Below are 12,143 nucleotides of genomic sequence, written 5' to 3'. Positions count from 1 at the left end.
TCAGCCCAGGACGACCACGGCATGGCCCCGGCAGGAGACGATGCCGGGGCCTTCCCGGTGTTCCCCGAGCCGGCGTTCCACGAGGTCGAGGGTGATCCCCCCCGCTCGCCCGGTCGACTTCACGTACCGTTCCGGTCACCCTCACCCGGTCGCCGGGATACACGGGCGCCCGGTTCTGCCAGGCGGACCCGGAGGACCCGTCCGGTGCACATGCCGCGCATCGCCGTCTCCGTCATCGCACGATGAACCTCTCCGTGACTTCGGCGAGGAGCCCTCGCCCGGCGGTGTAGGTCTTGTCCACGCTCGGCAGCAGGAACTCCGTTGCGGCGACCTTGCGTTGAACATCTGTGAGCGCATGGTGCACCTCGATCCGATCGCCCGGCCGCACGTCACCGATCCAGCGCGCCTCCTGACCACCATGCCGCCTCCCCCGCCGGTCGGTCCGATACCGGAACGCCAGGAGCGGCCGTGGCCCGGCGGCCACGGAACCGGCCCGCTGAGCGGACCGGTCCGCTTGGACCGGCGTTGCGGAACCCGAGACCATCCGCCCATGGATCTCATGGACATTCAGGCGCCTCCGCAGGGCGCCTACGCGGAGGCGGACGGCGTCAAGTACCACTACATCGAGCTGGGCGAGGGCAGCCCCACGATCTTCCTGCACGGCGGCGGCCCGGGGTGCACCGGCTGGTCCGACTTCGGGCAGGTGGCCCCGCTGTTCGCCGAGGACCGCAGCTGCTTCCTGGTCGACATCCTGCAGTACGGCAAGTCGGCGAAGCCCGTCATCGAGGGCCCGATGTGGGACTACCACGCCGCCAAGACCGTGGCCCTGATGGACGAGCTGGGCATCGACCGTGCCGACTTCGTCTGCAACTCGTGGGGCGGGACGATCGCGCTCAACCTGGCCGCCAAGTACCCCGAGCGCGTACGGTCGCTGGTCATCACCGGCAGCATGCCCGTTTTCCACGGCCCGCTCGCCCCGCTCCCGGAGGGCGGCCGCCGCGGACGCAACGCCCGCGACAGGTACTACGGCGGTGACGGCCCGTCCTGGGAGAAGATGCGGGACCTGATGGCGCGCCTGGAGTGGTACGACCCGGACGCCATCCCCGACGGCACCGTGACGTTGCGCTACGAGCAGAGCCTCGACGCGGAGGAGACCGCGCTGGCCGGTGCGTCGGACAACCCGCGCGGTGACTGGCAGGACCTGTCCGCCGAACTCGGCCGTATCCAGGCCCCCACGCTCTTCTTCTGGGCGATGTACGACGCGTTCCTGACGCCGGACTACCCGCTGATGCTCGCCCGCATGGTCCCCCAGGGCAATCTCCATGTGATGAGCCGGGCTTCCCACCACCCCCAGGAAGAGCGACCGTATGACTACTACAGCGCGGTCAGCGGCTTCCTGAACCAGCACCACGGCTGACAGCGAGCGGAGGACACGTGAGCGCATCGATTCCACGCGTCGTCGAACTGTCCAGCCCCCTCACCCGGTTCGCGGGCAGGCTTCTGGTGGGGCTCGGCTTCGAGGTCGTCCTGGTCGAGCCCCCGGAGGGCGACGAGACCCGGCGCGAACTCGACGGCGACGCCTTCGCCCACTGGCACGCCGGAAAGCGTTCGGTGACCCTGGCCCCTTCCGCCCCCGCCGAGTTGCGCCACCTCCTGACGGGCGCGGACGTGCTGCTCGACGGAACACCGGACGGTGCGGGGGCGGCCGTCGAGGGTCTCGAGCACCTGGTCCACGTACGTGTCACCCCGTTCGGGCTGGTCGGCCCGCGCAGCGGCTGGCAGGGCACCGATCTGGTGGTGGCCGCGCTGGGCGGGATGCTCGCGCAGGTGGGCGATCCCGACGGCCCGCCCCTGCGTCTGCCGGAGAACCAGGCGGAGCACCTCGCGGGCGTCAACGCGGCGATCGCCGCCCTGCTGGGCCTGCGGGCACGACGCCGCGGGCCGGGGCAGCTCGTCGACGTCTCCGCCCAGGCGTGCGTCGCGGCGGCCCTGGAGGCGGGCACCCTCGCCTACCTGCACAAGGACCGGGTACCGCCACGTCCGGGACGTGTGCATCCCCTGGTCCCGCACGGGCTGTTCCGCGCGGCCGACGGTCACGTCGGCGGTGGGCTCGGCGGCAGCCCCCGTATGTGGGACGCGTTGCTCGCCTGGCTGTGCGAGGAGGGGGCGGAGGCGGATCTGGCGGAGCCGCGGTGGCAGGACCCGGTGGAGCGCAAGAAGCACCAGGAGCACGTCTTCAAGGTCGTCCAGGACTTCGTGGGCACCTGGCCGAAGTCCGAGTTCGCGGAGCAGGCTCAGGCGAGGAAGCTGCCGTGGGCGGCCGTCGACCTGCCGCCCGAACTGCCGGACAACCCTCAGCTCGCGGCCCGGAACTTCTTCACCGAGGTCGAGGGCCGGACCGACCTCGGCTTCCCCTTCGCGTTCCCCGAAGGCCGCAGGGTCACCTCGCTCACCGTACCCGGGCCCGGTGACGACCAGGCCCTGCTCGACGAGCACCGGGCGACGCCCGCGGTCGGCGGCAGCGGCTCGCCCGCCCGGCCCGCCCTGGACGGAGTACGTGTCCTGGACCTGACCTGGGTCCTCGCGGGCCCGTACTGCACCAAGGTCCTGGCCGACCACGGCGCGGACGTCATCAAGGTCGAGTCCGTCCGCCGCCCCGACCCCACCCGGTTCGCGCCGTTCATGCACCTGTCCCGCGGTCCCCATACCGACCCGAACACCAACGGCTATTTCAACGAGGTCAACCGGAACAAGCGCGGTATCGCCCTCGACACCCGGACCGAGGAGGGCGTCGCCGTGCTCCGCGACCTGATCGCGTCCTGCGACGTCCTCGTGGAGAACTTCAGCGCCACAGTCATGACCGGACTCGGCCTCGGCTACGACGCGCTGCGCGAGATCAACCCGGGTCTCGTCTATGTGAGCATGTCGGGCATGGGACACAGCGGCCCCCGCTCCGGCTGGGTGTCGTACGCGGACACCGTGTCGGCGAGTGCGGGGCTGACGGGCCTGACCGGCTGGGAGCCGGACGACGTGGTCGGCGTGATCTACGGACACGGTGACATCGTCGCCGGACTCCAGGCGGCGCTGGCGACGATCGCCGCGCTGGAGCACCGCGCGGAGACCGGCCGCGGACAGCACATCGACCTGTCCCAACTCGAGGCGATCGCCGCCCACATGGGGACGAGTCTCCTCACGTCGTCGGGGTCCCCGACGGGCAACGCGGATCCGCGGTGGAGCCCGCAGGGTGTCTACCGGGCCCTCGGGGCGGATCGCTGGCTGGCCGTCAGTGTCCGCTCGGACGCGGAATGGACGGCCCTGTGCCACGCCGTCGGACGCCCCGAACTGGCCGCCGACGAGAGGCTGCGCACGGCGGAGGGCCGTGGGCGGGAGCGTGTCCTGGTCGACGGGGTGATCGCCGAGTGGGCTCGCGGCCTGCCCGCCGACGTGGCCGCGGAGTCGCTTCAGGAGCACGGGATTCCGGCCGGAGCCGTGCAGGACGGCCGCGATCTCGTCGAACACGACCCGCAGTTGAGGGCGCGCGGCTTCTACGTCCGTCTCGAACACCCCGCCGCGGGCGCCTTCCTCCACGAGGGCGTGCCCATCCGCCTCACCGGCACTCCCGGCTCCGTCCGCCGGCCCGCGCCCCTGCTCGGCGCCGACACCGACGAGGTGCTGCGCGAGGTGGCGGGCTTCTCCCCGGAGCGGCTCCGGCGTCTGCACGAGGCCGGGGTCCTGCGGTGAACGACCTGACCGTGCCGGGACTCGTCGAGGCGGCGGCCGAGCGATTCGGCGACCGCGTCTTCCTGCGCATGGCGGACACGACGCGGACCTACGCCCAGACCCGCGAGGCCGCGGCCACCATGGCCGGAGCCCTCGCGGCCCACGGCTGCCGGCCCGGCGACCGCATCGCGGCCCTGCTGTCCAACCGGATCGAGCTTGTCGACCTGGTGCTCGGCTGCGCCTGGCTCGGTGCGGTCGTGGTGCCGTTGAACACCGCGCTGCGCGGCCGGTCGCTGCGGCAGGTGCTGCAGGCGGCTGAGCCGCGATTCCTGTACGCCGAGGCCGAGTTGGCGCAGCACGCCGCCGCGGCGGGACACCGTGGCGGCGTGTGGGTGGTGGGCGGGGACGACGTCCCCCGGCCCGGGGCGACGACCGAAGCGGTCCGGCCCGCGCCGGTGCGTCCGGGAGACACCGCGGCCATCCTCTTCACGTCCGGCACCACGGGCGCGTCGCGCGGCGTCCGCTGCCCGCAGGCCCAGTTCGTCCGGTGGGGCCGCAATGTCTCGGACGCCCTGCGCCTCACACCGGACGACGTGCTGTTCACCTGTCTTCCGCTGTTCCACACCAACGCCCTCAACACCCTGGCGCACGCCATGACGGTGGGCGCGAGCTGCGTCGTGGAGCGGCGTTTCTCCGCCTCGCGCTATTGGTCGCAGGTGGCCGACGCGCGCGCCACGGCCGTCTGTCTGCTCGGCGCGATGGTGCCGATGCTGCTCGCACGGCCACCCGGTCCGCACGATCGGGCGCACCAGGTGTGGCGCGGCCTTTCCCCGGCGACGCCGGGGCCGGTGTGGGAGCCGTTCCGCGCGCGCTTCGGTGTGACGCTCGTCGACGGGTTCGGTTCCACGGAGACGAACCTCGTCATCGGGTCCACACCCGAGGAGTACCGGCCCGGTTACGTCGGCACCGTGCGCGCGGGCTTCTCCGCGCGGGTGGTCGACGAAGCCCTCGTTCAGGTCGCCGACGGGACGCCCGGCGAACTCGTCGTGCGCAGCCACCAGGAGTACGCCTTTTCCACCGGTTACCTGGGGGACCCGGAAGCGGCCCCCGACTCCTGGCGCCGGACGGGCGACCGGGTGATCCGCGAACCCGACGGCTGGTTCCGCTTCGTCGACCGCATCAAGGACGTCATCCGGCGCCGCGGCGAGAACATCTCCTCGTACGAGGTGGAGTCGGCCGTCCGCTCCCATCCGGCGGTCGTCGAGGCCGCGGCGTTCCCGGTGGCCTCCGAACTGGCCGAGGACGAGGTCATGGTCGTGGTGGTCGTCCGGCCCGGCGGCGTGCTGGATCCGGCGGACCTGGCCCGCCACTGCGCACGGGAGCTCCCGGCGTTCGCCGTCCCCCGGTACATCGAGACGGTCCCGGCCCTGCCGCTCACCGAGACGGGCAAGGTACGCAAAGCGGTGCTGCGGGAACGGGGCCTCACTCCCCGCACCTGGGACCGAATCGCCGGGCGGCCCCATTGAAGCCCGTTCCGGGAGCGGCTCATGTGTCGATGACTCACGTGTCGATGACGAGCCCCTTGGCTTCGAGCACGGCGGCGAGGTTGCTGACCTCGATGACGCTCCTCCCGGAACGGTAGGCGGCGATGTACGAGTCCTCGGCCTCGACTCGCTGCTGGGACTTGCGGATGACGTCCGCAACGTCGTCACGCCGAACGACCACCACGCCGTCGGCGTCCGCGCGCACCACGTCTCCCGGACGGACGATCTCGCCCCCGATCAGCACCGGTTCGGCCATCGGCCCGACGGTTTCCTTGACGGTGCCCTTCATGCAGACGCTGTACGAGAACACCGGGAAGCCGAGTTCGCGAAGTTCCTGCGTGTCGCGCACACCGGTGTCGGTGACGAGGCCGCCCAGGCCCTTGGCCACACACGCGTTGGCGAGGACGTCGCCGAAGGAGCCGGCCTCGGCGTACGCGCCCGCGGAGACGACGATGACGTCACCGGGCTGCGCGTGGGCGATGGCGACCTGCAGCATGATGTTGTCGCGGGGAGCGCAGGACACCGTGAACGCGGGGCCGCACAGGGACATCGTGTGGTCGACCGGCTTGATCGTCGAGTCGAGGGCGCCCAGGCGCCCCTGTGCCTCGTGAATGGTGGCGGCGGAGTACGTGCTGAGCTGCTCGACCAGCGCCGGTTCGGGCCGCTCGAACTTGGTGTTGACTCGGATCATGTCGCTCCTTCAGCTCCTTGAGCTCCGTCGGGAGGGATCGGCCGGGGACAGGGCCGCGCAGGCGCGGCCGATGCGCTCGCAGGCCTCGGTGAGGACGTCGGTCGAGGTCGCGAAGGAGACGCGGAAGTAGCCCGGCGATCCGTATGCGGCGCCGTGGATGACCGCCACCTGCTGCGACTCCAGCAGATAGCGGGCGAAGTCCTCGTCGGAGCGGATCTCCTCGCCGGCCGGAGTGCGCTTTCCGTGTACGCCGGAGCAGTTGACGAAGGCATAGAAGCCGCCGCTGGGAGGGGTGCAGGACAGGCCGGGAATGTCGTTGACGAGCTTCACCGTGAGATCGCGGCGCCCGCGGTAGACGGCGACACAGTTGCGTACGAAGGTCTGGTCGCCGGTGAGCGCAGCGGTGGCCGCCGCCTGGCTGATCGACGACGGGCAGGAGGAGATCTGCGACTGCAGGGCGTTGACGGCCGACACCAGTTCGGCGGAGCCCACGCCGTAGCCGATGCGCCAGCCGGTCATCGCGTACGTCTTGGAGACGCCGTTGGTGAGGAACACCCGGTCGGTCAGGCGTGGTTCGACGCCGGCGATGCTGGGGACCTGGCCCGGCTCGTACCAGATCTCGTCGTAGATCTCGTCCGTGAGCACCTGGACGTGCGGATGAGCGAGCAACACCTCGGCGAGCGCGGCGAGTTCGCCGACCGTGTAGGCGGCGCCGGTGGGATTGCCCGGAGCGTTGAGGACGACCCAGCGCGTCCGGTCGTTGATCACCGATTCCAGCCGCTGCGGAGTCAGCTTGAAGCCGTCCGCCTCCGGGCAGGTCACGATGACCGGAGTGCCGTCGTTGGCGAGGACCATGTCCGGATAGGACACCCAGTACGGAGCGGGGATGACCACTTCGTGGCCCGCGTCCAGGGTGGCCATCAGCGCGAGGAAGATGACCTGCTTCGCTCCCCCGCCGACCGCGATCCGGTCGGCCGGGTAGTGCAGTCCGTGCCGGTGCTGGAGCTTCTGCGCGATGGCGGCCCGCAGTTGGGGGGTGCCGTTGACCGGGGTGTACTTCGTGTCTCCCTGCCGGATCGCCTCGATCGCGGCGGCCTTCACATGGTCGGGGGTGTCGAAGTCGGGCTCGCCCACGGTGAGGTCGAGGATGCCGAGGCCCTGGGCCTTCAGTTCGCGGACGCGCTGGGCGGCCGCGGTGCTCGGCGAGGGTTTGATGCGCTGCACGCGCCGGGCGGTCGTCTTGTCGGTCGTCGCCTTGTCGGTCGTCGTCTTGTCGGTCGTCGTCTTGTCAGCGGCCGTCATGTCAGCCGGTCCTCCTCTCGAAGTTGAGGCCACCCGGCACCTGGAACGTGGGCAGGATCTCCACATGGCCGATGTTCACGTGCCGCGGTGAGCCGATCGCGAACTCGATGGCGTCGGCGATGTCCTCCGGCTTCAGCGACTCGTAGCCGTCGTAGAACTGGCGCTGGGCCTCTTCCATGTCGCCGAGGAGACGGCCGAAGATCTCCGTCTCCACCCGGCCCGGGCAGATCTCGGTGACCCGGACGCGACGGCCGTATCCGTCGACGCGGAGCTGGCGCGAGAGGGTGTGCACGGCCGCCTTGGTGGCGTGGTAGACGGTGTTCCCGCCGAAGTTGTAGACGCCGGCGATCGAGCTGATGTTCACGATGTGCCCGCGGTCGCGTTCGACCATCCCCGGCATCAGCAGGCGTACGAGATGCAGTACGGCCTGGATGTTGACCGCGATCTGCTCGTCGACGGCGAACTCGTCGGCGGTGAGGATGTTTCCGGTGCGGGAGACCCCGGCGTTGTTGACGAGGACGTCGATGTCGAGGTCGTGCAGGGTTTCGCTCAGTGCCGCGGTGTCGGTGATGTCCACGGCGTGCGGTGTACATCCCGTACGCCGGGCGAGGTCGTCGAGCCGCTCGGCGTTACGGGCGATGGCATGGACCTGGAGCCCTTGTTTGGCCAGCCGCTCGACGACCACCGCTCCGATTCCGGTCGAGGCACCGGTCACCAGGGCAGTCCTGTAGTCGGAAAAGGGCATGAGGGTGTGCTCCTAGAGGTCTGGAGAGATGTGGGGGGGGTGATCAGCCGGTCGCGCGTCTTATACGTCGCGTAGCGGCAGGTGGGCCCTGTCCTGCACCCGGGACACGGCGATGAGCGTGCCGAGGGCGGTGACGACCGCGTAGAAGGCGGGCATGTTGACGTTGCCGGTCTTGTCGATGAGGTACGTCATCAGCAGGGGCGCCGTGCCGCCGAAGAGGGCGGCGGAGACGTTGTAGCCCAGGCCGTAGGCGGAGTAGCGGACGCGGGTGGGGAAGAGCTCGACGAGCAGGATGTGGATGACGCCGGTGTGCCCGGCGAAGATGACCGCCATGAGGCAGGCGCCCAGGATCGCGAGCGGGACGCTGCCGGTGCCGATGAGCAGGTAACAGGGGATGCCGGCGACGGCCATGGCCATCGCGGCGCCCGCGAGGACCTTCTTGCGGCCGATCCGGTCGGAGAGGCGGCCCATGTAGGGGATCGCGAGGGAGATGGCCACCAGGCTGGCCGCGGTGACCAGCAGGCCCTGCACCTGGCCGAAGTGCAGCTCGGTGCTCATGAACGTCGGCATGTAGCCGAACAGCACGTAGTAGCCGGAGCCGTTCATGAGCGGGATGAACAGGGCGAGCAGCATCGCGCGGCGGTGCTCGGCCGAGGAGAAGGCCTCCTTCAGCGGGTTCTTCGACAGGCCTCCGCCTTCTTGCAGGCGCGTGAAGTTGGGGGTGTCGCTGATCCGCTTGCGGATGTAGATGCCGGTGATGCCGAGCGGGACGGCCAGCAGGAACGGGATGCGCCAGCCCCACGACTCCATGCGCTCCGCTCCGAGGCCGCTGGTCATCGCGGCGGCGATGAGCGTTCCGGTGAGCAGGGAGAGGAACGAGGCGATCTGCGCGTAGCTGGTGTAGAGGCCGCGCTTGCCCTCGGGGGCGTGTTCGGCGAGGAAGCTCATCGCGCCGGAGGCCTCGCCGCCGACCGAGAAGCCCTGCGCGACGCGCAGCAGGATGAGCAGGGCGGGTGCCGCGATACCGATGCTCGCGTACGTCGGCAGGATGCCGATGCCCGCGGTCGCGACGCTGATGAGCAGGATGACGAAGACGAGCATGCGCTGCCGTCCGATGCGGTCACCGAGGTGTCCGCAGATGATTCCGCCCAGGGGGCGGAAGAAGAACGAGACGGCGTAGCCGAGGAAGACGAGCTGGACGGCGTTCTCCGAACCGGGGAAGAACACGGCGGCCAGGGTGCCCGCCATGAAGCCGAAGATGCCGTTGTCGTAGAGCTCGGCGAAGATTCCGACGCATCCGGCGAGAGTGACTTTCCTCGCCGTTCTCGGGTCGACGGTGTTGGGTACCGGCTGAGCGGCCACGGTACTCATGGCGTCTCCTGTCTGGGGGTGGGACGGGGATGGGTTGCTCACGGCTCGATGCGGGTGCTGCTTTCAGGGGGGCGGCGGGTGATGACGGTTGAAGGGGACGAGATAGGGACCGAGGGGACGGGTTACGGGCTGAGGGGACGGGTTACGGGCTGAGGGGACGGGTTACGGGCTGAGGGGACGGGTTACGGGCTGAGGGGACGGGTTACGGGCTGAGGGGACGGGTTACGGGCTGAGGGGACGGGTTACGGGCTGAGGGGACGGGTTACGGGTTGAGGGGACGGGGATACGCAGGGCGTCGAAAGCCGTACGCACCCGCGCCTTGAGGGCGTTGACGGCGTTTCGCTGAGACCGGTACGCGGTCACCGCTTCGGCGATGGTGCGGTGCCGGAAGCGGACGGCCTGGCCCGGTCCGGCCTGCCCCAGTGCGGACAGACCGGTCGCTGTGACGACCGCGAGGACCGGATAGCCGGCGGTGACACCACGGCCGCGGTGCAGGATCAGGAGTTCGTCTCCCGCGGGCACCTCGACGGCCCCGACGGGGACGCCGCGCGAGAGCACCTCGCCGGTCGCCACCCGCCGCGGTACGTCGCCGCGCAGGCGCAGTCCGATGTGGTTGCTCTGCGGGCCCACGGTGTACGGCGACCGGAAGAGCCGTTCGGCGGTGTCACCGAACTCCGTGCGGTCGGGGCCGTCCGTGACGTCGATCGTCCACGCGGCGTGGAAGCGCCGCACGGGGGCGTGCAGCCGGAACAGCGGGATGCGGAAGTGCGGATGGTCGATGGGCGGGCAGTGGGTCCGCAGGCCCACTTCGTCGCCGTCGCGCAGCGCGCGCCCGAAGCCGAGGATCGTGTCCGGGGCACAACTGCCTTGCAGCCAGGGGGCGTCCACCGAGCCGAGCACGGCCAGGTAGACCCTGATGCCGACCCGGATGCCGGTGATGCGGATCGTCTGGCCGGAGCGTACGGAGACGGGTTCCCACTGGGGGCGTGCGACGCCGTCGACGGTCAGGTCCGCGGGCGCGCCGGTCACGGCCATGAGCACGTCGGTCGAGGGAGTGCAGCTGAAGTCGAGGGCGGTGATCTCTATCAGGGGTGCGCCCTCGTCGTTGCCGCACAGCACGTTGGCGACACGGGCCGAGTGCTGGTCGAGCGCGCCGTTGACCGGGAGCCCGTACCGCGAGCGTCCGAACCGTCCGAGATCCTGCACCGTCGCGAGACCGGCGCGGTGGACGGTCAGGGTGTCAGCCATGGGACACCGCCAGGGGCAGGCCGGCGTGGTCGTCCCACTGGTCGGGGGTGATCGGCTGGAATCGGAAGGTGTCGCCGGGCCGGTACAGAGTCATCGGGTCGGCGGCGAAGTCGAGTACGCGCAACGGGGTACGGCCCAGGAGCGGCCAGCCGCCGGGTGACGGCATCGGGCAGATGACGGCCTGCCGTCCGGCCACCGCGATCGACCCGGGCAGGACCCGCGTACGCGGCGAGGCCAGCCTCGGGACCGGTCCGGGGAACGCCGGGCCGTCCATCATCGGCGCGCCGGCGGGTGCCCCGAGGCAGCGGACCGTCAGGTCGGAACCGGAGTGCAGCTCCACGACCTCCTGCTCGGTGATCCCCAACTGCTCGGCCACGACGGGGAGATCGGGGCCGTACTCGCCCCCGTACACCACCGGGACCACGAAGTGCCGCGCCGTGGCCGTCCGGATTGGCCCCTCGCCGAGCCGGTCGGCCTCGTGCCGCAGCACGCGCCGTACCGTGTCGTGATCGGTGCCGGCGCAGTCGAACTCGACGAGCAGCGCATCGTACGTGGGCACGATCCCGTGCACCCCGTCGAGCCGGACCGAGTCGATCGCGTCGGCCAGGGTGTGCACGAGCCGCCAGTTGTGCTCCGCGTCCCTGCTCACGGCCCTGGCCATGACAGCCGAGTCACCGCAGTCCACGATCACGACGCCGCCGTCCGTTTCCGTTTCAGGCATCCCGGCCGTCCAGGACGTCCGTGAGCGACGTGATCTTGATGCCCGCGGCGAGCAGTTCCTCGCGGACGCGGTGCGCGAGTGCGACGGACCCGGGCGTGTCACCGTGCACCAGCACCGTGTCGCACCGTACGGGGATGTCGTGGCCGCCGACGCCGCGTACGACCCCTTCGGTCACCATGCGGACGGTCCGTTCGGCGATCTCCCCCGGGTCATGGATGACGGCACCGGGCTCACTCCTCGGCACCAGCGTGCCGTCGTCCCGATAGGCCCGGTCGGCGATCCCGACGATGCCGACGCGAAGGCCGCGCGCGTGGGCGGCATCGGCAAGCTCTCCGTCCTGCGCCAGCACGATCAGCGACCGGTCGACCGAGGCGACGGCGTCGGCCACCGCGGCCGCGTAGTCCGGACGGACCGCGACCAGGTTGCCGAGCCGGCCGTGCGGGGCCACATGGTGCACGCGGGTGCCGTGCGCGGCCGCGAACGCCTGCAGCGCACCGATCTGGTAGAGCATGTCGGTGCGGACCTCGTCCGGCGACAGATCCATGGCGCGGCGGCCGAATCCGACGAGATCGGGGAAGCTCGGGTGCGCTCCCACGGCGACGCCTTGCCGCACGCAGCTGCGGACCGTGTCGTCCATGATCCGCGGGTCACCCGCGTGAAATCCACAAGCGATGTTGGCCGAGGTGAGCACATCGATGAGCGCCTCGTCATCGCCCATGGTGTAGGAGCCGAAACCCTCGCCGAGGTCGGCCACGAGATCGACCGTGTGGGGCATGAATTCCTCCAGAAAAGGAAGAGCAC

The 12,143-nt window shown here is 70.6% G+C and carries 12 protein-coding genes; 3 read left to right on the top strand and 9 right to left on the bottom strand.

The genetic code is table 11. The features are described 5' to 3' along the window. Nucleotides 1-123, bottom strand: coding sequence for a hypothetical protein (locus tag FE633_RS49115; RefSeq protein ID WP_281291082.1), 123 nt, complete (start codon nt 121-123; stop codon nt 1-3). A gap of 109 nt (nt 124-232) precedes the next feature. Further along, complete coding sequence (locus tag FE633_RS46965; protein WP_171059746.1) at nt 233-388, bottom strand: hypothetical protein; 156 nt, start codon at nt 386-388, stop codon at nt 233-235. A gap of 162 nt (nt 389-550) precedes the next feature. On the opposite strand from FE633_RS46965, the gene FE633_RS00625 reads away from it, so the two are divergent. The 3 genes from FE633_RS00625 to FE633_RS00615 are packed head-to-tail and all read left to right on the top strand — an operon-like array spanning nt 551 to nt 5,246. Further along, a complete protein-coding gene (locus FE633_RS00625; RefSeq protein ID WP_138042994.1) occupies nt 551-1,417 on the top strand; it encodes an alpha/beta fold hydrolase in 867 nt (288 codons plus the stop codon). A 17-nt stretch (nt 1,418-1,434) separates the two neighbouring features. After that, entirely contained in the window at nt 1,435-3,741 is a 2,307-nt protein-coding gene (locus tag FE633_RS00620; RefSeq protein WP_138042993.1) for a CaiB/BaiF CoA-transferase family protein, read from the top strand. Further along, nucleotides 3,738-5,246 (top strand): AMP-binding protein, encoded by a 1,509-nt coding sequence (locus FE633_RS00615; protein WP_138042992.1) that lies wholly within the window; start codon nt 3,738-3,740, stop codon nt 5,244-5,246. The genes FE633_RS00620 and FE633_RS00615 overlap by 4 nt, the downstream gene beginning before the upstream one ends. A gap of 34 nt (nt 5,247-5,280) precedes the next feature. Here FE633_RS00615 and FE633_RS00610 read toward each other — a convergent pair whose 3' ends face one another. The 7 genes from FE633_RS00610 to FE633_RS00580 form a co-directional block, all read right to left on the bottom strand. Next, nucleotides 5,281-5,955 carry a 4-carboxy-4-hydroxy-2-oxoadipate aldolase/oxaloacetate decarboxylase gene (locus FE633_RS00610; RefSeq protein WP_138042991.1) on the bottom strand — a complete coding sequence of 225 codons (675 nt, stop codon included), beginning with the start codon at nt 5,953-5,955 and terminating at the stop codon, nt 5,281-5,283. Nucleotides 5,956-5,964: 9 nt separating this feature from the next. Beyond that, complete coding sequence (locus FE633_RS00605) at nt 5,965-7,257, bottom strand: aspartate transaminase (RefSeq protein ID WP_138042990.1); 1,293 nt, start codon at nt 7,255-7,257, stop codon at nt 5,965-5,967. Nucleotide 7,258: 1 nt separating this feature from the next. Beyond that, nucleotides 7,259-8,002, bottom strand: coding sequence for an SDR family oxidoreductase (locus tag FE633_RS00600; protein WP_138042989.1), 744 nt, complete (start codon nt 8,000-8,002; stop codon nt 7,259-7,261). A 60-nt stretch (nt 8,003-8,062) separates the two neighbouring features. Then, nucleotides 8,063-9,373, bottom strand: coding sequence for an MFS transporter (locus FE633_RS00595; RefSeq protein ID WP_138042988.1), 1,311 nt, complete (start codon nt 9,371-9,373; stop codon nt 8,063-8,065). A 222-nt stretch (nt 9,374-9,595) separates the two neighbouring features. Beyond that, complete coding sequence (locus FE633_RS00590) at nt 9,596-10,621, bottom strand: 5-oxoprolinase subunit C family protein (protein WP_138042987.1); 1,026 nt, start codon at nt 10,619-10,621, stop codon at nt 9,596-9,598. Further along, complete coding sequence (locus FE633_RS00585; protein ID WP_138042986.1) at nt 10,614-11,342, bottom strand: 5-oxoprolinase subunit B family protein; 729 nt, start codon at nt 11,340-11,342, stop codon at nt 10,614-10,616. Before FE633_RS00585 ends, FE633_RS00590 begins: the two co-directional genes overlap by 8 nt. After that, complete coding sequence (locus FE633_RS00580) at nt 11,335-12,117, bottom strand: LamB/YcsF family protein (RefSeq protein WP_138042985.1); 783 nt, start codon at nt 12,115-12,117, stop codon at nt 11,335-11,337. The genes FE633_RS00585 and FE633_RS00580 overlap by 8 nt, the downstream gene beginning before the upstream one ends. Nucleotides 12,118-12,143 lie beyond the last annotated feature (26 nt).

Source organism: Streptomyces montanus, from assembly GCF_005786655.1.
GTDB lineage: Bacteria > Actinomycetota > Actinomycetes > Streptomycetales > Streptomycetaceae > Streptomyces > Streptomyces sporangiiformans.
The sequence above is the reverse complement of the archived record's forward strand: the minus strand, read 5'-3'. Positions and strand labels throughout refer to the sequence as shown.

Excerpts from the sequence above, each read along its gene's own strand:
- FE633_RS00625 (WP_138042994.1), top strand. The coding sequence starts at position 551 with ATGGATCTCATGGACATTCAGGCGCCTCCGCAGGGCGCCTACGCGGAG.
- FE633_RS00610 (WP_138042991.1), bottom strand. The coding sequence starts at position 5,955 with ATGATCCGAGTCAACACCAAGTTCGAGCGGCCCGAACCGGCGCTGGTC.
- FE633_RS00605 (WP_138042990.1), bottom strand. The coding sequence starts at position 7,257 with ATGACGGCCGCTGACAAGACGACGACCGACAAGACGACGACCGACAAG.
- FE633_RS00600 (WP_138042989.1), bottom strand. The coding sequence starts at position 8,002 with ATGCCCTTTTCCGACTACAGGACTGCCCTGGTGACCGGTGCCTCGACC.
- FE633_RS00595 (WP_138042988.1), bottom strand. The coding sequence starts at position 9,373 with ATGAGTACCGTGGCCGCTCAGCCGGTACCCAACACCGTCGACCCGAGA.
- FE633_RS00590 (WP_138042987.1), bottom strand. The coding sequence starts at position 10,621 with ATGGCTGACACCCTGACCGTCCACCGCGCCGGTCTCGCGACGGTGCAG.
- FE633_RS00585 (WP_138042986.1), bottom strand. The coding sequence starts at position 11,342 with ATGCCTGAAACGGAAACGGACGGCGGCGTCGTGATCGTGGACTGCGGT.
- FE633_RS00580 (WP_138042985.1), bottom strand. The coding sequence starts at position 12,117 with ATGCCCCACACGGTCGATCTCGTGGCCGACCTCGGCGAGGGTTTCGGC.